The sequence below is a fragment of the Bacillus sp. RAR_M1_44 genome, assembly GCF_020165935.1.
Classification (GTDB): domain Bacteria; phylum Bacillota; class Bacilli; order Bacillales; family Bacillaceae; genus Bacillus; species Bacillus altitudinis.
The window spans coordinates 1,576,352-1,596,718 of sequence record NZ_JAIUKX010000001.1; the positions used below are offsets into that span (position 1 = coordinate 1,576,352).

General features: G+C 42.8%; 19 protein-coding genes. 2 read left to right on the plus strand and 17 right to left on the minus strand.

Annotated features, from left to right (window positions below; genetic code table 11):
* Window positions 1–49 precede the first annotated feature (49 nt).
* The 9 genes from malS to LCD34_RS08495 all read right to left on the minus strand — a co-directional run bounded on the left by malS (window position 50) and on the right by LCD34_RS08495 (window position 9,393).
* Window positions 50–1,750, minus strand: coding sequence for an oxaloacetate-decarboxylating malate dehydrogenase (malS, locus tag LCD34_RS08455; protein ID WP_024718762.1), 1,701 nt, complete (start codon window positions 1,748–1,750; stop codon window positions 50–52).
* 279 nt (window positions 1,751–2,029) lie between these two features.
* Window positions 2,030–2,632, minus strand: coding sequence for a thymidine kinase (locus LCD34_RS08460; protein WP_007497666.1), 603 nt, complete (start codon window positions 2,630–2,632; stop codon window positions 2,030–2,032).
* 87 nt (window positions 2,633–2,719) lie between these two features.
* Window positions 2,720–2,920 carry a 50S ribosomal protein L31 gene (gene rpmE / locus LCD34_RS08465; protein WP_003215407.1) on the minus strand — a complete coding sequence of 67 codons (201 nt, stop codon included), beginning with the start codon at window positions 2,918–2,920 and terminating at the stop codon, window positions 2,720–2,722.
* A 130-nt stretch (window positions 2,921–3,050) separates the two neighbouring features.
* Window positions 3,051–4,334, minus strand: coding sequence for a transcription termination factor Rho (gene rho, locus LCD34_RS08470; RefSeq protein WP_007497667.1), 1,284 nt, complete (start codon window positions 4,332–4,334; stop codon window positions 3,051–3,053).
* Between the two features lie 364 nt (window positions 4,335–4,698).
* Window positions 4,699–5,664 carry a class II fructose-bisphosphatase gene (gene glpX / locus LCD34_RS08475; RefSeq protein ID WP_007497670.1) on the minus strand — a complete coding sequence of 322 codons (966 nt, stop codon included), beginning with the start codon at window positions 5,662–5,664 and terminating at the stop codon, window positions 4,699–4,701.
* Between the two features lie 32 nt (window positions 5,665–5,696).
* Window positions 5,697–6,986, minus strand: a complete 1,290-nt coding sequence (locus LCD34_RS08480; protein ID WP_007497673.1) for a UDP-N-acetylglucosamine 1-carboxyvinyltransferase — start codon at window positions 6,984–6,986, stop codon at window positions 5,697–5,699.
* A gap of 246 nt (window positions 6,987–7,232) precedes the next feature.
* Window positions 7,233–7,871, minus strand: coding sequence for a fructose-6-phosphate aldolase (gene fsa / locus LCD34_RS08485; RefSeq protein ID WP_003215343.1), 639 nt, complete (start codon window positions 7,869–7,871; stop codon window positions 7,233–7,235).
* Between the two features lie 111 nt (window positions 7,872–7,982).
* Window positions 7,983–8,840, minus strand: coding sequence for a class II fructose-bisphosphate aldolase (locus tag LCD34_RS08490; RefSeq protein WP_007497678.1), 858 nt, complete (start codon window positions 8,838–8,840; stop codon window positions 7,983–7,985).
* Between the two features lie 178 nt (window positions 8,841–9,018).
* Complete coding sequence (locus LCD34_RS08495) at window positions 9,019–9,393, minus strand: response regulator (RefSeq protein ID WP_003214681.1); 375 nt, start codon at window positions 9,391–9,393, stop codon at window positions 9,019–9,021.
* 180 nt (window positions 9,394–9,573) lie between these two features.
* Between LCD34_RS08495 and LCD34_RS08500 the strand changes: the two genes are divergently transcribed.
* Window positions 9,574–10,104, plus strand: coding sequence for a DUF2529 domain-containing protein (locus LCD34_RS08500; RefSeq protein WP_072367349.1), 531 nt, complete (start codon window positions 9,574–9,576; stop codon window positions 10,102–10,104).
* A 41-nt stretch (window positions 10,105–10,145) separates the two neighbouring features.
* Here LCD34_RS08500 and pyrG read toward each other — a convergent pair whose 3' ends face one another.
* Window positions 10,146–11,753 carry a glutamine hydrolyzing CTP synthase gene (gene pyrG, locus LCD34_RS08505; protein WP_017360053.1) on the minus strand — a complete coding sequence of 536 codons (1,608 nt, stop codon included), beginning with the start codon at window positions 11,751–11,753 and terminating at the stop codon, window positions 10,146–10,148.
* A 238-nt stretch (window positions 11,754–11,991) separates the two neighbouring features.
* Window positions 11,992–12,528 (minus strand): DNA-directed RNA polymerase subunit delta, encoded by a 537-nt coding sequence (gene rpoE / locus LCD34_RS08510; protein WP_224558787.1) that lies wholly within the window; start codon window positions 12,526–12,528, stop codon window positions 11,992–11,994.
* A gap of 377 nt (window positions 12,529–12,905) precedes the next feature.
* Between rpoE and LCD34_RS08515 the strand changes: the two genes are divergently transcribed.
* The gene (locus LCD34_RS08515) at window positions 12,906–13,379 is read left to right on the plus strand and encodes a DUF2798 domain-containing protein (protein WP_224559426.1); all 474 of its coding nucleotides are present in this window, start codon (window positions 12,906–12,908) and stop codon (window positions 13,377–13,379) included.
* A 13-nt stretch (window positions 13,380–13,392) separates the two neighbouring features.
* Here LCD34_RS08515 and LCD34_RS08520 read toward each other — a convergent pair whose 3' ends face one another.
* The 6 genes from LCD34_RS08520 to LCD34_RS08545 form a co-directional block, all read right to left on the minus strand.
* Window positions 13,393–13,593 (minus strand): hypothetical protein, encoded by a 201-nt coding sequence (locus LCD34_RS08520; RefSeq protein ID WP_224558788.1) that lies wholly within the window; start codon window positions 13,591–13,593, stop codon window positions 13,393–13,395.
* A 128-nt stretch (window positions 13,594–13,721) separates the two neighbouring features.
* Entirely contained in the window at window positions 13,722–14,864 is a 1,143-nt protein-coding gene (locus tag LCD34_RS08525; protein ID WP_224558789.1) for an acyl-CoA dehydrogenase, read from the minus strand.
* Between the two features lie 16 nt (window positions 14,865–14,880).
* Window positions 14,881–15,993, minus strand: a complete 1,113-nt coding sequence (locus tag LCD34_RS08530; protein ID WP_081114223.1) for an acyl-CoA dehydrogenase family protein — start codon at window positions 15,991–15,993, stop codon at window positions 14,881–14,883.
* A gap of 11 nt (window positions 15,994–16,004) precedes the next feature.
* Window positions 16,005–16,868, minus strand: a complete 864-nt coding sequence (locus tag LCD34_RS08535; protein WP_007497692.1) for a 3-hydroxybutyryl-CoA dehydrogenase — start codon at window positions 16,866–16,868, stop codon at window positions 16,005–16,007.
* 19 nt (window positions 16,869–16,887) lie between these two features.
* Window positions 16,888–18,063, minus strand: a complete 1,176-nt coding sequence (locus tag LCD34_RS08540) for an acetyl-CoA C-acetyltransferase (protein ID WP_135226408.1) — start codon at window positions 18,061–18,063, stop codon at window positions 16,888–16,890.
* A gap of 102 nt (window positions 18,064–18,165) precedes the next feature.
* Window positions 18,166–20,277, minus strand: a complete 2,112-nt coding sequence (locus LCD34_RS08545; RefSeq protein WP_035702354.1) for a (Fe-S)-binding protein — start codon at window positions 20,275–20,277, stop codon at window positions 18,166–18,168.
* Window positions 20,278–20,367: the final 90 nt, after the last annotated feature.

A 20,367-nucleotide genomic window follows, 5' to 3' on the forward strand; every position in this document is an offset into this window, starting at 1 on the left:
TAGCGGCATTGCTTACATTACCCGAAACAATGCCGCGTTACACATTTTATTATGCTCTTACAATTTTTTTATATTCAGGAATCCACATAGCATCTTTCACAGCTTGTTCGATGTTGTCAGGTGTTCTTCTTGCGACACCATCTTTAATTGCTGCTTTTGCTACTTCAACAGCTACCTTAATTGATACTTCTTGCAATTTATCAATGCTTGGAAGCAGTCCAGCGCCTGGTTTTTCATGATCAACCATTTCAGCGATCGCATTTGCAGAAGCAACGAACATGCCTTTTGTGATAATTTTTGATTCCGTTACGATTGAACCAAGACCAAGTCCAGGGAAAACGAACGCATTGTTTGATTGTCCGATTTCATGTTCAATTCCGTTATACTCGACATTTTCGAATGGGCTTCCAGTTGCAACAAGCGCACGACCGTCTGTCCATTTGAATAGATCTTCCGGTACTGCTTCAGCAAGTGGTGTTGGGTTAGACATCGGCATGATCACTGGACGCTCTGTATGAGCTGCGATTTCTTTAATAATTTCTTCAGTGAATGCGCCGCCTTGACCTGATGTACCAATAAGAATAGTTGGCTTCACCTTGCGAACAGCTTCAGCAAATGAGATTTGTCCTTTTTCATCACGAGCCCAGCCTTCTACTTCATCAGAAGAACGAAGGTATGGTTTTTGGAAATCAAGCACTTCATCTTCAAACTGATCTGTTAGCAATCCTCTGTAGTCTAACGTCCAGAATGCATTGTTTGCTTCTTCTTCACTTAGACCTTCAAGAACCATTGTGTCACGCATTTGATCGGCGATTCCGATTCCAGCAGATCCAGCTCCGAAAATCATCACACGGTGATCTTTCAATTGAGTACCAGTTTTCTTGACAGCTGCAAGAACACCCGCTAAAGTAATGGCACCAGTACCTTGGATATCATCATTAAAAGTTAAGATGTTGTCGTTGTATTTTTTCATGATGTTACGCGCATTTTTGTTTCCAAGGTCTTCCCAGTGAAGCAATGCTTTCGGGAAGAATTTAAGTGCTGCTTTTACATACGCATCAATGAATTCTTCGTATTTTTCACCTTGTACACGTTTGTGGTGGTTCCCGATGTACAATGGATCATTCAATAATTTCTCATTGTTAGTTCCAACATCTAATACAACTGGAATGACGCGGCTTGGATCAATCCCTGCTGCAGCCGTGTAAACAGCTAATTTACCAATTGCGATGTTGATACCACCAACACCCCAGTCACCAATTCCAAGAATACTCTCAGAGTCAGTTGCTACGATGAGGTCGATGTCGCCTGCTGTTGCATGTAAGTTTTCAAATGCTTTCTCAATGCCGTCAATGTTGTCGATTGAAAGGTAGACACCATGAGGTCTTCTGTATTCATGGCTGTATTCTTGAATCGCTTCACCAACAGTTGGTGTGTAAACAACAGGAAGCATTTCACGAAGCTTGTCCGTTAGAAGCTTATAGAATAATACTTCGTTACGGTTTTGCAAATCACTTAAGTATACGTTTTGACGAAGACGATCTGGCTGAGCTAGAAATTGCTTGTATGCTCTCTCTGCTTGCTGTTCTAAAGTCAGAACAGTTGGAGGAAGTAATCCTTCTAGTCCAAGCTCTTGTCTTTCTTCTTCAGAGAAAGCAACGCCTTTGTTCAACGTTGGAATCGATAATACATCTTTACCTGTCAAAGTGGTTTCGAGGTACCCTTCTTTTGTTTTCTTCACGTTGTTCATCAAAAACTACCCTCTTTCTAAAATATAAATAAAGTGAACTATTAATACAAAGAACGATCAAGGAGAAAAATCCTTAATCAAAAAAATTATGACAAGAAATCGAACTTTTCGTTTAAATGCTTTACACTACAGTTAGTCATTTTATGCCTGCTTATACCAAAACGCAAGCGTTGAAAATTAGATAATTTTTTCGTAGCGTTATTTAATTTATTTAAGTACAAATGATGGGTGTTCAGCCAAAATCTCGAAAAACGAAACACAGCGGCATTTGCTATTTTTTTAATTGTCAAGTGTTGTACCAACATCTAATTTTGGTACTTCATGGTGATGTCTGCATCGTGCTTCGTATGATTCCTGCGCACCTACTAAAATAATGGGATCATCATAGGATGCGGGTTTACCGTCGATCAAGCGTTGTGTTCTACTCGCTGGGGAGCCGCATACCGAACAAACTGCTTGAAGTTTTGTTACAAGCTCTGCACATGCCATTAAATGCGGAACAACACCAAATGGCTCTCCTCTGAAGTCTTGATCAAGGCCTGCAACAATGACTCGGTAGCCTTTATCAGCCAATTGAGTGACAATATCAATGATTGTCTCATCAAAAAATTGCACCTCATCAATGCCAATGACATCGGTTCGTTCTGATATGTGCGTTATTATGTCTTTTGGTGAGGTTACTGCAATCCCATCGACCGATGAACCGTTATGTGACACAACTGAGCTTGTGCTATACCGGTTATCAATCGCTGGTTTGAATATTTTTACTTCTTGTTTGGCAAAGGTGGCTCTTTTGGCTCTCCGAATCAATTCTTCCGACTTTCCAGAAAACATACTTCCGCAGATGACTTCAAGCCAACCGCTTTGTTTCATCACATACATAAGGTCTTCTCCCCCGTTTTAAAGTTCCATCAATCCACGTAAAAAAACAGGCAAGAACGGATTCCTGCCTGTTTATTGTATCTATTATTACTTAAGACCGTATTTTTTGTTAAAGCGGTCAACACGTCCATCAGCAGAAGCGAATTTTTGACGGCCTGTATAGAAAGGATGGCACTCAGAGCAAATCTCGATGCGTACCTCTTCTTTTACTGATCCAGTTTCAAACTCATTTCCACAAGCGCATTTGACTGTAGCTTTTTTGTAGTTAGGATGAATTCCTGTTTTCATCTACTGTCATCTCCTTCCGCCCTGAATCCAATTCGGAAACAGAGTTAATATCTCAGAATAAATTCTGAAACGCACATGATAAAATTATAACAGTGTAAGTCTATGATTGCAAATGTATTTTTTCAGGAAGCTATCTTCTTGATGCAGACATATTTGCTTGTTTCCACTCTTGCGTTAAAATATCGAAAAATTCTTGGTTTGTCTTTGTTTTTCTCATTTTGCGCATGAATTTCTCAGCGAAATCAGGTGTATCTGACATTGATTTTCTCATCGCCCATAGACGATCAAGATGCTCTTTAGGCACAAGCAGTTCTTCTTTTCTTGTACCGGAACGACGAATGTCGATGGCTGGGAAAATTCTTCTTTCTGCAAGAGAACGATCTAAATGGAGCTCCATGTTTCCTGTTCCTTTAAACTCTTCATAAATCACATCGTCCATACGTGATCCCGTATCAACAAGTGCAGTAGCTAAAATGGTCAAGCTTCCACCTTCTTCGATGTTACGCGCAGCACCAAAGAAGCGTTTTGGACGGTGGAAAGCCGCTGGATCAATACCACCAGAAAGCGTTCGGCCGCTTGGCGGGATGACCAGGTTGTATGCACGAGCAAGCCTTGTGATGCTGTCCATTAAGATGATGACATCTTTTTTATGTTCAACTAGACGCATCGCACGCTCTAATACAAGCTCTGCTACTTTAATGTGGTTTTCCGGTACTTCGTCAAAGGTTGAACTAACGACATCACCTGCAACAGAACGTTCGATATCTGTTACTTCCTCTGGACGTTCGTCAATAAGAAGAACAATCAGTTCTGCCTCTGGATGATTTTCAGAGATACTGTTGGCAATTTCTTTGAGCAAAATGGTTTTCCCAGCCTTAGGCGGTGCAACAATTAAACCACGCTGTCCAAAACCAACTGGTGCCATCATATCCATAATTCTAGTAGACAGGTGATTAGGCTGTGTTTCAAGAATCATTTGACGATCAGGGAATAGCGGCGTGAGTGCAGGAAAGTGAACACGTTCCTTAGCTGATTCTGGGTCGTCCCCATTTACCGCTTCGACATGAAGGAGGCCATAGTAGCGTTCATTCTCTTTTGGAGGTCGTACCTTTCCAGACACCTTATCACCATTTCTTAAATCAAAGCGTCTGATTTGTGAAGCTGAAATATAAATGTCTTCAGAACTTGGGGAGTAGTTAATTGGTCTTAAGAAACCAAATCCCTCTGACTGAATAATTTCTAGAACCCCTTCCATAAATAAGAGATCCTCTTGCTCAGCGTTTGCCTTTAAGATGGCAAAAATTAATTCTTTTTTTGTTAGTTTGCTGTAATAAGAGATTTTGTACTTTTTTGCTAACTCATACAGCTCTTTTAATTTCATATTTTCCAAAGATGAAATCGAAACATCTTTCAATATGGACACCACACTTTTCTAGTCAATGTATTTCATTACGAATGCATGACTATTGTATTTGATTAGCTTTTAATTCCGTTTTTGTTGGAATGACCTCGCTCTCATGGTAACGCTCACACTCGTTTTATCGTAAAGATAGGAACAATGTGAAATTGAGCTTTGTCAACATAGAGAAGGATAATGAGTATATCGTCATGATGCGGCAGTATTTAAACTTGTTGAAGCTTAAAAGAAGTAAATTCGCAGAAAATTTCGCAGCACTCTTTAGTTTTACCTCATTTGCAGGGAATATTCAACTTTAAAAAGAAAATGATATATATTTGACACCTATATGAAAAGCGGGTAAAGAATACCCGCTTTCAGATTACGGACGAATGACAAGATTCGGTTTTTTCTTTAAACTGTGTCTGCCATCGACGAATCGAACAGTACCTGATTTCGCACGCATGACAACACTATGTGTTGTTCCAACAGAGCCTTTAAATTGAACACCTTTTAATAACTCGCCATCTGTTACACCTGTCGCTGCAAAAATGGCGTCATCGCCTTTCACGAGGTCTTCCATTCTGAGGACTTTTCCAACATCCAGTCCCATTTTCTCACAGCGTCTCAGCTCTTCTTCACTTTGTGGAAGAAGCTTACCGTGGATTTCTCCACCAAGTGCTTTAAGCGCAACAGCAGAAAGGACACCTTCAGGCGCTCCACCTGAACCAAATAGAATATCAACACCTGTGTGATCAAATGCTGTATTAATGGCTCCTGCAACGTCACCATCATCGATCAACTTGATTCTTGCTCCAGCTTCTCTCAGCTCAGCAATGATCTTTTCATGTCGCTCTCTGTTTAAAATTGTCGCAACAACATCTTCAATATCTTTGTTTTTCGCTTTTGCAACAGCACGAAGATTGTCAATGACAGGCGCTTCAATGTCGATGCAGCCTACCGCTTCTGGACCTACTGCGATCTTATCCATGTACATATCAGGTGCATTCAGCAAGTTGCCATGATCAGCAACAGCGATAACAGCTAATGCATTCCAGCCGCCACTTGCCACAATATTTGTTCCTTCCAATGGATCAACAGCGACATCCACGCGAGGTCCATATCCGTTTCCAAGCTTTTCCCCAATATAAAGCATTGGTGCTTCGTCCATTTCTCCCTCGCCGATGACCACAGTTCCCTTCATCGGAATCGTATCAAATACATCACGCATGGCACTTGTTGCAGCATCATCCGCTTCGTCTTTTAAACCTCTACCCATCCAACGAGCAGATTTTAATGCAGCTGCTTCTGTCACCCGTACTAGTTCCATCGATAAACTTCTTTCCATTTTTGTCCAAATCTCCTCTCACAGTCAAAGCCTTATGAATTTTGAAGTTCTTCTATTTCTTGGTCATTCAGCTTTTCACGCCAGATGGTTGCACCCAAGCCTTCAAGCTTCTCCTCAAGCATACTATATCCTCTGTCTATATGTTCAAGCCCTGTGATTTCGGTCACACCGTCTGCCATTAACCCTGCAACAACGAGACAAGCACCTGCTCGCAGATCACTTGCTTTGACCTTTGCACCTTGAAGCTGCGTTTGACCTGTAATAATGGCAGATCTTCCTTCCACCTTCATGTTAGCACCCATTCGACGCAATTCGTCAATGTGTTTAAAGCGGGCAGAGTAAATGGTATCTGTCACGACACTCGTGCCTTTCGCTTTTGTTAACAAAGCCGTCATCGGCTGTTGAAGATCGGTCGGAAAGCCCGGATACACAAGGGTTTTGATATCGACAGGCTTGAGTCCTTCATTTCTGCCAACGATCAGCATTTGATCGTTGCTTGTTTCAATTGTGAATCCCATCTCTCTAAGTTTCGCCGTAATTGATTCTAAATGAGTTGGGATCACATTATCAAGCACAACTTCATCCCCCATCGCTGCACCTGCAATTAAAAATGTACCTGCTTCTATGCGGTCAGGGATGATGGAATGCCTGCAGCCATGAAGAGATTCCACACCTTCAATCCGAATCACATCCGTCCCCGCACCTTTGATTTTAGCTCCCATGCTTGCAAGCAGTGTCGCTACATCAATAATTTCGGGTTCTTTTGCGGCATTTTCAATCACTGTTTTCCCTTCAGCAAGCACGGCTGCCAGCATGATGTTGATGGTCGCACCTACACTGACAACATCAAGATAAATACGGGCTCCGACTAATTTTTCAGCGCGCAAATAAATCGCACCCTGTTCGTTTGTCACCTCGGCTCCAAGTGCTTCAAAGCCTTTGATATGCTGATCGATCGGTCTAGGTCCTAAGTGACATCCTCCTGGTAATCCAATGACAGCCTGCTTGAATCTACCGAGCATGGCGCCCATTAAATAATAGGATGCTCGTAGTTTCTTCACTTTCCCATTAGGAAGCGGCATACTGATCATGGAGGCAGGATTGACAACCATCTCACCTTTTTCAAATGTGACCTTTCCGCCAATCTCTTCTAACAGATCTCGTAATGTGTCAATATCTGAAATATGCGGAAGGCCTTCAATGGTTACTGGAGAATCAGCGAGAATCGTGGCAGGAATCAGTGCCACAGCACTATTTTTCGCACCACTAATATGTACGGTCCCGCGCAAGGGGTCACCGCCGGCAATGTTTAACTTTTCCATATTTGTCTCCCTTCTTAAAGAAGATCACTGTTGGAGTTATACTGTTTGTGGATGTCGCGCTTTAAAAGGTCTTGTCCAAAATTTAGCCAATATCAAGAGAAAGAATACAGGTTAAACGAAATTTGTCGGAAGAAAAATAATCGAAGCTTTGCGAGGCTGTGATGTTCTCTTCTTTGCACAAAACATTTCTTAGCGTATTTAAGGAAAACTGCGGCAAACGGATGCGTATCCGTCTGCCACAATCACTTATTTATTCCAGTCTGCTAAAAATTGCTCAATGCCTGCATCCGTTAATGGGTGTTTTGTCAGCTGCTTGATGACTTTCAGCGGCATTGTGCCGATATGAGCACCTCTAAGCGCAGCTTCTGTCACATGCTGCGGGTGACGAATGGATGCAGCAATGATTTGTGTATCTAATCCATGAACATCAAAAATGGTTTTCACTTCACTAATGAGATCAAGACCATTTTGGCCAATGTCATCTAAGCGGCCGAGGAATGGAGAGACATACGTCGCACCAGCTCTAGCTGCAAGAAGTGCCTGGTTTGCACTAAAAATCAACGTGACGTTTGTTTTAATCCCAAGGTCTGTTAACGCTTTGACTGCTTTAAGACCGTCTGTTGTCATTGGGATTTTCACTGTGATATTTGGTGCAATAGCAGCCAGCTCTTTTCCTTCTTCGATCATTTCTTCTGCTTTGAGAGAAATGACTTCCGCACTAACTGAACCTGATACCACGTCAGTGATTTCACGAAGGCGGTCGTGGAACGATACGTCCTTTTCTTTCGCTACTAAACTAGGGTTTGTTGTCACGCCTGCTAAAATGCCAAGCTCGTGTGCCTCTTTGATGTCTGCGATATTCGCTGTGTCTACGAAAAATAACATAACTGTGCCACTCTCCTATCAATAAATTGTCTGAAATGTAAATTTGATTGCGCTTTCTCATGATATGGAGAAAACCGCCTGTGACTCAGGCGGCTTTCGGTTCTCATCAAATTATGCTTGGTTAGAAGAACCAAATTCACGCATTTTGCCGATAACAGTCGCTTTAATTGCGTCACGAGCTGGTCCAAGATATTTACGTGGATCATACTCTTCTGTTTTTGCAGCAAGTGTTTCGCGAACTGCTTTCGCAGAAGCAATTTGGTTTTCAGTGTTTACATTGATTTTTGCTGTACCAAGTGAAATCGCACGCTTGATGTCAGCAGTTGGGATACCTGTTCCGCCGTGAAGAACAAGTGGAAGTCCAGTTGTTTTACCGATTTCTTCCATTTCAGCGAAACCAAGGTTTGGTTCACCTTTGTATGGACCATGAACTGAACCTAGTGCAGGCGCAAGGCAGTCAATACCAGTACGTTCTACAAGCTCTTGGCACTCTTTTGGATCAGCATAAATAACGCCCTCAGCGATGACGTCGTCTTCTTGTCCACCAACAGTTCCAAGCTCAGCTTCTACAGATACACCGTGGAAATGTGCAAGCTCAACCACTTTTGCAGTTGTCGCTACGTTCTCATCAAATGGATGGTGAGAAGCATCAATCATCACAGAAGTAAATCCTGCATGAATCGCTTTTGCACAAGATTCAAAGCTTGAACCGTGATCTAAATGAATCGCAACAGGAACTGTTACATTATATTCTTCGATTAACGCTTTTACCATAGCGACAACTGTTTTGAAGCCGCCCATGTAGCGTCCTGCTCCTTCAGATACTCCTAAGATAACTGGAGATTTCTCTTCTTCAGCAGCTTGTAAAATCGCTTGCGTGAATTCTAAGTTATTTAAGTTAAACTGTCCAACAGCGTAACCTTTTTCCTTTGCGTCTTTCAACATTTCTGTCATTGAAACTAAAGGCATGATGAAAAATCCTCCCTATGTAGCTAATTTGCTTACTAAAAAAAGCTCTCCACCCTAGCATGACCAGAATTTCTCGCCATATGTAAACTTTCAAAGTCAGATCGCTTTCTTCTTCTTATCTAGAATACCAATTATTCGACAAATCGGCAACAGAATGACTTGATTCAATCATTTCCATCTAGCCATTTGTTTCGAGCGGCAAGTATTCTTTGACTGCATCACGGATTTCATCAATATCAAATGGTTTAGCAAAATGCGTTAATGCACCGAGCTCTTTAGACTCTTGAATCATATCTAGTTCGCCATAAGCTGTCATAATGATCACGCGGATGTCTTCATCAATTAATTTCATGCGTTTTAAAATCTCAATGCCATCCATTCCGGGAATCTTCATATCAAGCAGGACGAGGTTTGGTCTATGGTTTTTCACAATATCTAATGCCTGTAGTCCATTAGCGGCTTGAAAGGTTTGATAGCCTTCTTTATGAAACACTTCATTCAGCAATATTCTAATACCGTACTGATCATCGACAATTAAAATTTTCTCATTCATCTGTTACACCCCATTGCTTTCATTTTTCGCCATAAAAAGAGCTGTTGTTAAATAATTCTGTTTGATTTTCACATTTCCTTTAATTATAATAGTTTACTTTACGACATTTTCTGAGCATTTTTCCTAATATTCTCTTTATATTCTATTATAAAATGATCTGACAGAAGGAGGAAATGAGTCTTGTTAAAAATTTTCACTACCCAATTATCAGGTATTTTTTCACGTATTGGAGATAAGCAGGCCGAAGCGATCGAAGACGGTGCACGCCTTCTTGCTCAGGCCGTTGTCAGTGGACATGCCGTGTATTTCCATGGCAAGAATGAACTGGCGGCTGTAGCCTTAGAGGCATCTGAGAGCAAGGAGCCTTTTCCGGGTGCGAAGGTTCTGCCGCTGGATCAAAAGGAGCGCAGCTTACTTCATCCAAGTGACAGGGTGCTTTTATTTTATTCAGATCCAGAAAATCAAGAGATTCAATCCCTTGTTAAAGAGCTGCACGAACAAGGTACACCTATTGTCGGGGTCGGCCCTGCACAAAAGGAGACATCATTTATTGAAGAGCATTGTGATGTCCACATTGATTTTCAGCTCAAAAAACCACTTGTGCCTGCTGAAGATGGAACAAGGTTCGGCTATCCTGCACTGATGACCTGCTTATATGTCTACCATGCTCTATCGTTTACTGTGAAAGAAATCGTTGAGGAATATGAATAAAAAAACTGCCGAGAAGATGATATTCTCGGCAGTTTTTTGTTTTATTTTGATTCAGATGCCTGTAGTGAAGCACCAACGAAATCTCTAAATAACGGCTGTGGTCTTGTCGGTCTTGAAATGAATTCTGGGTGGAACTGAGAAGCAAGGAACCATGGGTGATCCTTCAGTTCAATGATTTCAACAAGGCGTCCGTCTGGGCTTGTACCAGAGAAGACAAAACCTGCTGCTTCCATTTGCTGTCTGAATTCGTTATTGAACTCATAGCGATGACGGTGGCGTTCGTACACGACTTCGTCATTGTATGCAGCAAATGCTTTTGAGTCTTCGTTTAATTTACAAGGGTATAGGCCGAGGCGAAGTGTTCCACCTAAGTCATCAACATCCTTCTGTTCTGGAAGAAGGTCGATGATTGGGAATGCTGTTTCTGGATCAATTTCAGCGGAATGTGCTCCCTCTAAACCTAGTACGTTTCTCGCATATTCGATAGATGCGACTTGCATACCTAAGCAGATTCCAAAGAATGGCACTTTGTTTTCGCGCGCATATTGTGTTGCAATGATTTTCCCTTCTACTCCGCGGTCTCCGAAGCCTCCAGGAACAATAATGCCGTCTACATCTTGAGCGAAATCAGCCATATTTTCTGCTGTGACTTCTTCTGCGTTGATCCATTTGATTTGAACATCCGCATCAAATGCATAGCCCGCATGACGAAGTGATTCAACGACAGAAATGTATGCATCTTGCAGCTCAACATATTTCCCTACAAGACCAATTGTGACTTGTTTTGAAAGGTTTTGCACTTTATCAACAAGCGCCGTCCACTCCGTCATGTCCGCATCTTGACAGTCAAGCTTCATGTGCTCACATACAAGCTTGTCTAATCCTTGTTTTTGTAAATCAAGCGGAATCGAATAAAGGGTATCTGCATCCTGACATTCGATGACTGCTTTCGTATCAATATCACAGAATAGCGCAATTTTGTCCTTCATGTCTTGTGCCAATGGCATTTCAGTTCTGACCACAATGACGTTTGGCTGAATACCAAGACTGCGAAGTTCTTTTACACTATGCTGTGTTGGTTTTGTTTTCAGTTCGCCTGCAGCACGGATGTAAGGAACAAGGGTACAATGAATGTACATCACGTTTTCACGGCCGATGTCACTCTTCATTTGACGAATCGCTTCTAGGAATGGAAGGGATTCGATATCTCCTACTGTTCCACCGATTTCTGTAATGACCACATCTGCACCCGTTTCTTTTCCGGCACGGTACACACGGTCTTTGATTTCATTTGTAATGTGGGGAATAACCTGTACTGTTCCACCTAAGTAGTCACCGCGGCGCTCTTTCTTCAGAACAGTAGAGTAGATTTTACCTGTTGTAACGTTGCTGTACTTATTTAAGTTAATGTCAATGAAACGCTCGTAGTGACCTAAGTCAAGGTCTGTTTCAGCACCGTCATCTGTGACAAATACCTCACCGTGCTGGTATGGACTCATTGTCCCTGGGTCTACGTTGATATATGGATCAAATTTTTGAATGGTGACATCCATCCCTCTATTTTTCAGAAGGCGGCCTAACGATGCAGCCGTGATCCCTTTTCCAAGTGAGGAAACAACTCCTCCTGTTACAAAAATATACTTTGTCATTTCGTATGCTCCTCTCTTTTTTACCCTTGCATGACTAGACATGCACAGCTTCATCCTTTTAGAGTGTATCCCTAAATCTCTTGAAAAATAAGAAAGCTCCCTTTCAAATAAATGAAAGGGAGCGTAAATGAACGTATCTTTACGTACTCTTTTTTAGAGAGCCCAAAATACATACTACATAGTTCGCTCTGGAAAGTCAAGACGGTTTTGTCCTGTTTTCAGGACCGGTTTGTGAGGGTTATTTGTCTTCCTCATCATCGTCTAAATCGTCTTCATCAATTTCCGTTAAGCCGTCATCATCTTCATCATCATCTTCGTCGAACTCTTCTATCTCTTCATCGATTTCTTCATCGTCTAGGTCAAGGTCCTCGTCGTCTTCAACAAGATCAAGATCTTCTTCAAGCTCGTCGATTTCTTCTTCCTCTTCAATATCATCGAAGTCTTCTTCAACGACAGCAGCTTTTGTTTTTTTCTTTTTCGCTTTTGTTTTCACAGCTGGCTGAACTTCTTCTTCGATTTGATCAACTGGATACCAGCTGCGAAGTCCCCATCTCTGATCACCTAACGAAATAAAGCGGCCATCTATATTTAAGTCTGTATAAAATTGAGCAAGTCGATCATCAAGATCAGATTTTTGTATCCCTTGCAAACGGACAATTTCATCTATTAACTCGGAAAACGTAATCGGTGTTTTGCTGTCTCTGAAAATTTCATAAGCAAGTTCAACTAAAGACATTTGTTTGAGCTGTTCCTGTGAGTATTCTTTCAAACTCAAGGTCAGACACTCCCTTTCTATTACATGTATGTATCCATTTATCAGTGAAATAATAAGTATTTATACCTTATTCTTACGACAAACCATACCTCTCATTATAAACAAATTAGGGGAGTTTATGCCACCTTTATTGATGTTAATTTTTGATTTTTTCACAAGAGGAGCCTCTAGCGGTCAATCATTTGTACCGAATTGACACAATTCATGTGTGAAGCACACGTTTTGCATGCTTTTTTGTCTTCTCTTTTGATGAATACAAAGCCATTTACTCTTCTTAAAAAAGGGGATTTATTCCTTCACAAAATGTTCACTTACGACGAATTGATACAGAAATCTATAATAAATAGACTAATTTTGAGAGGTTGATCGAATTGCCAATGACAAAAAAAGAAGATATACAATTTGGTGTCTTGATGTGTTTTTGTATGTTTTCAGTGATGTTCTTTTATAACCTATTTTTAAATGGACGGCTTGGACATATGACATGGTTAGAAGGTGTACTCACCTATGTGATCGGTTTTGCCATCACGTTGTTGATTGAGATGTGTATTGTTGGGCCTTCAGCAAAAAAAGCAGCCAACCGTTTTGCCCCAAAAGGCAAGAAAATCTATTTTATTCTTACTCTTTCTATCTTTATCGTGTTTGGGATGGTGTGTCTCATGTCTTTATGCGGATATGTTGTTCAAAGCATCGGCACAGGATTTCAAACACAATCGATTCTATCTGATTACTTAACGATTTTCGGCCATAATGTCATGTTGGCGTTCCCTTTGCAGATGTTGATTATGGGACCACTCGTCCGTTTTGTTTTCTTCAAATGGATGAAATTAAAACAGACAGCAGCGGTTTAGTCGAAGGGATAGGTTACAGCTGGATATTCTGAATGAGTGAAAAAACCAAAGGTACGGTGAATAAAGTGCCCGCAGACATGAGTACAATGAGTTTTCTGCGGCTGTTTTCTTTTTCTTCCTTCTTTTTTGGAGAATTTGAAAGCTCTGTGGAGACCATAATCCATATGATCATTGTGACGATTCCTAAAATGCCAATCAATGTTGTGTTCATCATGATAACCTCCATTTTGATTTTTTTCCAATTTTACCATAACGATCAAGTGATATGAGATCACATTGGAGAGGATTTCACATTTGAGACAAAAACAGACCACCTCACATCAGGTGGTCTTTACTTGGTTTCTACATATCTAGCAGTTTCCGTGAGATGACCAGCCGCTGGATTTCTTGTGTACCTTCATAGATTTGAGTGATTTTCGCATCACGCATGTATCGTTCGACTGGGTAATCCTTTGTATAGCCGTATCCACCGAAGATTTGTACAGCTTCTGTCGTCACCTTCATGGCTGTATCACCGGCAAAGAGCTTGGACATAGCTGATTCTTTCCCATACGGAAGCCCTTTCGTTTCAAGCCATGCTGCCTGATAGGTGAGCAGTCTTGAGGCCTCAATTGCCGTTGCCATATCCGCTAACTTAAAAGCAATGCCTTGCTGCTGAATGATTGGTTTACCGAATTGTTTGCGCTCCTTTGCATATTTGACTGCTGCATCCAGAGCACCTTGAGCAATACCAACAGCTTGTGCGGCAATACCGTTTCTGCCGCCGTCAAGTGTCATCATCGCTATCTTAAAACCTTCGCCTTCTTGACCAAGCCGGTTCCTTTCGGGTATACGACAGTCTTCAAAGATGATTTCTGTCGTTGGCGATGAGCGGATGCCCAGTTTGCTTTCTTTTTTGCCTATTGAAAAGCCTTGCGTCTCTTTTTCTACAATAAAAGCGGTTGTATTGCGCGATGAAGCATCCTTGTCAGTAACAGCAAACACAATATAATAATCCGCAATGCCACCATTGGTAATAAAAATCTTTGCCCCGTTCAAGACGTATTCATTCCCTGCTTTTACTGCTGTTGTTTTCATTCCGCCAGCATCTGAACCCGAGCCGCTCTCGGTCAGTGCGTATGCGCCGATCTTCTGTCCCTCTGCAAGCGGCTTTAAATACGTCTCCTTTTGCTCATCTGTTCCGAATGTATAGATTGGCCATGAGGCGAGTGATGTGTGAGCAGATAGGGTGACGCCTGTTGAGGCGCACACTCGTGAGAGCTCTTCAACAGCTATGACATAGGCCAAATAATCACTACCAATCCCTCCATTTTCTTCTGGCCAAGGGATTCCCGTTAAACCAAGCTCCGCCATTTGACGAAAAATAGCCGGATCATACGATTCTGTTTCATCTCGCTCTGCTGCTGTTGGCTCCACTTCATTTTTCGCAAAATCTCTCACCATTTTTTGTATCATTTCGTGTTCGTCACTTAATTGGAACTGCATCATGAGCCACCTCACTTCATATTAGCTGTTTACAAATAACCAGCCTTTGTATTTCACTTGTTCCTTCATAAATCTCACAAATTTTCGCATCACGAAAGTACCGCTCTGCTCGGTATTGCTTCGTGTAACCGGCTAGACCAAGCAAATGGATGACTTCTGTACTAATATCAACCGCTGTTTTAGATGCAAATAACTTCGCCATCGACGCTTCCTTCGTGACAGGGCGATTGGCCTCTTTATAAGAGGCGGCTTGATAGACAAGAAGTTTTGCCGCTTCCAGCTTGGTGCCCAGATCGCCCAACCGAATGGTCGTTTCAAGGCCAGCTGGGTGCTGCTTTAAATACGTCACCGCCTCATCTAATGCGGCTTCTGCAATGCCAAGGCTTTGAGCCGCAATGCCAATTCTCCCCGCATTTAAGCTAGACATGGCAATCCGAAAGCCTTCTCCTTCTGCACCGAGCAGCTGTTTTTTTGGAATTCGAACACCGTCAAAATGAAGTGTGACTGTTTTTGATCCATGCAGGCCCATCTTCTTCTCATCTTTTCCGATCGTAAATCCTGGTGTCCCCTTCTCCACAATGAACGCTGATATATTTTTCTTAGCAGAAGCAGGGTCTGTCACGGCAAATACAAGATAGACTTCCGCTTCACCGCCGCTTGTGATAAAAATTTTCGTTCCATTTAATACATAGTGATCGTCTGCGCGCTCTGCTTTCAACTGAATACTAGAGGCATCTGATCCTGCCTTCGGTTCAGTTAGACAAAAGGCGCCCAGCTTCTGCCCGGACGCAAGCTTGGGAACGTAGGATTCTTTTTGTTCAGTTGTTCCAAACGCCAAAATAGGCATCGTCACAACAGATGTATGAACGGATACAATGACACCGATGGTTGCACTTACTTTGGATAATTCATGAATCGCCATGATATAGGTTGTAAAATCTGCCCCTAATCCGTGATACTTATCTGGGATCGGAATGCCTAAAAAGCCTTGCCGACCCATTTCAGCTAAAAGCGTTTTCGGGAACACGCCCTGTTCCATCGCTTCTATTTCAGGGAATACATGCTGGCGTGCAAATTCTGCTACTCGTTTTCTCCAAAGACGTTGTTTTTCTGTCAGCAACACATCCATCTTGACTCCCCCTATGAGTGGTCGTGGTAAGTGTAAAAACCTCTCTTTGTCTTTTTGCCCAACCAGCCTGCGTTCACGTATTTTTTCAAAAGAGGACAAGGTCGATATTTGCTATCTCCAAGACCCTCGTGAAGGGTATTCATAATAAATAAACAAGTATCGAGCCCGATGAGGTCGGCGAGACGAAGAGGGCCCATTGGATGGTTCATTCCAAGCGTCATGATGCCGTCAATACTTTCTACATCTGCCACGCCTTCATAAAGGGTATAAATGGCTTCATTGATCATTGGCATCAAAATGCGATTTGACACAAACCCAGGGAAGTCTTCCACTTCAATTGGGGTTTTGTCTAATGTCTTTGCGGTGTCAAAAACAAATTGGTACGTGGCATCATCCGTTTGTAGCGCACGGATTACTTCCACAAGTTTCATCACGGGAACTGGATTCATAAAATGCATGCCAATCACTTTCTCAGGCCGTTTCGTCACGGCTGCTAATTCTGTGATCGACAAGGAAGACGTATTTGTCGCAAATATCGTGTCATCAGGTGCAAATTGATCGAGGGTTTCAAAGATTTGTTTTTTGATCTTCATTTGTTCAGATGCGGCTTCAATCACTAAATGCGTCTGCTGTACATCCTTTAAATCTGTTGAAACAGCCAGTCGCTGTGTAATATCACGGACTGCCTGATGTGCCAGCTTTCCTTTTTCTGCTCGTTTCGTCAGTTGTTTGGTCATAGAGGAAATGGCTCGATGAATCTGCTCCTCTTCCGTATCATGGAGCAGGACGGTATAACCTGACTGTGCAAATACTTGGGCAATACCCGAGCCCATTTGACCAGCCCCAACGACCATGACGGTCTCTTCTATACTCATGACAATGAACGCCTCCCTTTTAATCCACCTTGATCATGATCGCATCACCTTGACCCCCGCCGCTGCAAATCGCCGCAATGCCGATCCCGCCGCCTCTTTGTCTGAGTGCATGGATCAAGGTCAATATAATACGTGTTCCGCTTGCTCCAATCGGGTGACCAATCGCGACTGCCCCTCCGTTCACATTCATTTTCCGCCGATCCAGCCCAAGCATTTTTTCGCATGCCAATGCCACCGCTGAAAAAGCCTCATTGATTTCAAACAAATCGATATCCTCTACTCGCTTCCCTGTTTTCTTTAACACTTTTTCGATGGCATAGGCTGGTGTTTTCGGAAAGTCCTTTGCCTCTACTGCTACTTGCGCATGCCCAAGCACAACTGCCAGAGGTTTTTCACCTTGCTGCATGGCGTATGTGTCTTTCATTAATAGAAGCGCACTTGCACCATCATTGACACCCGGTGCATTGCCAGCGGTGATCGTACCTGCCTGATCGAAAACGGGCATCAGTTTTGACAAACGTTCATATGACGTATCACGCCTCGGGGCTTCATCTTCTGAAATCAGCTGATCTCCTTTTTTATTCTTGACGGTAACGGGAATGATCTCATTTTTAAAAAAGCCATTTTTTTGCGCCTCAATGGCTCGTTCATGACTTCTTAACGCCCAAAGGTCCTGTTCTTCTCGTGTGATGCCAAGCTCTTTCGCCGCCATGCTTCCATACTCACCCATATGAACACCTGTAAACGAACAGGTTAATCCATCTAAAATCATGGCATCTTGTACAGCACCATCTCCCATTTTGTAACCCCATCGTGCTTTTTTCAGAAGATAAGGAGCATGAGACATGGATTCCATGCCGCCTGCCACGATCACATTGGCATCTCCCGCTCGAATGATTTGATCGGCTGTCGTGACACTGCGCATTCCTGAAGCACAGACTTTGTTGATGGTTTGCGTCGGAACCGACCAAGGAAGATCTGCATGTCTAGCTGCCTGTCTTGAAGGAATTTGACCTTGTCCTCCTTGAAGCACACTGCCCATGATGACTTCATCCACTTCATGGACATTTGAGGCTCTTTCCAGCGCAGCTTTTATCGTCATCCCGCCTAATTCTGCAGCAGTCAAACGACTTAAAGTTCCACCTAGTTTCCCAAATGGTGTTCTCGCTCCAGATACAATGACCGTCGTGCTCATTTCTTTCCCCTCCTGTTTGTTACCGCTTACATAAATGCTAGACAGCTTTTAAATATCGGTGTCCACTGGCCGATGAACAGTCGATCCATCGGCCTGACACCTTTATGAAGCCTGCGTTCTCGTTTCGCCAAACACTGATTTTTCAAGAAGTTCTGCAACATCAAATGTGCCGACCTGTTCTTCTACTTCCTTCGCTTTCGTCCCATCCCCAAGCATGGTTAAACAATATGGGCACCCTGAGCTGATGATGGACGGCTGTACCTGTAAGGCCTGCTCCGTTCTCGCTGTGTTAATCCGAGTACCTGTCTCTTCTTCCATCCACATTAAACCGCCGCCGGCACCGCAGCACATCCCGGATTCACGATTCCGTTCCATTTCTTTCAGTGTCACACCCGGAATGGATTTTAAAATATCTCTTGGCGGATCATAGACCTCGTTATATCTGCCTAGGTAGCAAGAATCGTGGAAAGTAATGACCTCGTTCACTTCATGAATAGGCGTTAATTTCCCCTCTTTTACTAGCTCTGCCAGTAATTCTGTATGATGGTACACCTCTGCCTCGAGCCCGAAGTCTGGGTATTCATTTTTAAATAAATTGTAAGCATGCGGATCGATCGTGACAATTTTGGTTACGTCATTTTTTTGGAATTCTTCGATGTTCTTTGCAGCAAGCTCTTGGAACAAAAATTCATTCCCAAGTCTTCTCGGTGTATCGCCTGAATTTTTCTCTTTATTGCCTAGGATGGCAAAAGAAACCCCTGCTTCATTGAGCAGTTTTGCGAAGGCAAGAGCAATCTTTTGGCTTCTATTGTCATATGCACCCATCGATCCAACCCAGAATAAATAGTCGAAGGTCTGATCTGCTTTTTTCAGTTCTTTCACCGTCGGTACGTGCACATCTTCTCTTAGTTCACGCCAGTTTTCTCTTTCTTTTCGGTTCAATCCCCATGGGTTCCCTTGTCGCTCGATGCTTGTCATCGCACGCTGTGCATCTGCATCCATTTTTCCTTCTGTCAGCACTAAGTATCTGCGCATATCAATGATTTTGTCGACGTGTTCGTTCATGACAGGACACTGATCTTCACAGTTTCGGCATGTCGTGCATGCCCAGATTTCTTCTTCTGTAATGACCTCACCAATGAGAGAAGGATGATACATTGCGCTCGCCGCAGATTCTTCCGCTCCAGCTCCTCTTGCCTGCATCGCCAGCTGATTTCCTGTCGTCTGCTTGAAAGCAAGCTGCGGAACCCACGGTGTCTTTGAAGTAATGGCAGCCCCTTTATTTGTTAAATGATCTCTTAATCGTAAAATCAAATCCATTGGAGACAGCATTTTCCCCGTCCCTGTCGCCGGGCACATATTCGTACAGCGCCCGCACTCCACACAAGCGTAAAGATCGATCAGCTGAGATTGACGGAAATCTTCAATTTTCCCAACGCCGAACGTTTCTTGTGTCTCATCTTCAAAATCAATTTTTTGCAGTTTGCCTGGCGGGTCCAATCTGCTGACAAATACGTTGACCGGGCCAGCGATGAGATGGGCGTGCTTAGACTGCGGGACGTACACTAAGAACGTCAGTAAAATAAGAAGATGCACCCACCATGCGACATAGAACACAATTGTTGCTGCAAGTGGTGACAGCCAGCCCAGCAAGAAAGCAATGCCGGAAGCAATTGGCTCAGTTGCTGATAGTGAGTGCCCATGCCAAATGATGTTCATTCCGTTTCCCAGTAATACGGTCAGCATCAATCCGCCAATAAACAAAAGGACAAGCCCTGATTTAAAGCCCCTTTTTAAACGGACTAACTTCTCGACATATCTTCTATGGAACGCCCAAACCACCGCCACTAAAATGAGAAGTGTGACTACCTCTTGGAAGAACGTAAAGACACCGTAAAGCGGACCTAATGGTAGCCCGCTGTCTGGAACAAGTCCCTTCATAATAAAATCAAGGGCTCCGAACTGCACTAAAATAAATCCATAGAAAAACAGCACATGAATGATGCCGCTCTTCTTGTCCTTCAGCAGTTTCTTTTGCCCAAACACATTCACCCAAACACGTTCTAAGCGTTTTTTCATGTCTTTTTGAAATTCTTCTTTTTTGCCAAGACGAATATACGCGGCTCGTGTTCGAATGAGATAAATAAACAAATACACAGCGTAAGCGGTCACTGCCGCAAATGCAATCAAGTTAACAATTAAAAGGCTATTCATCTTGCTCCCCCTTTCATTCCCCAAGACCCACTTTGTTCCGTTTCCATGTTGTACCTCTATCATAAATAATGAATGAGTATTCAGTCAATA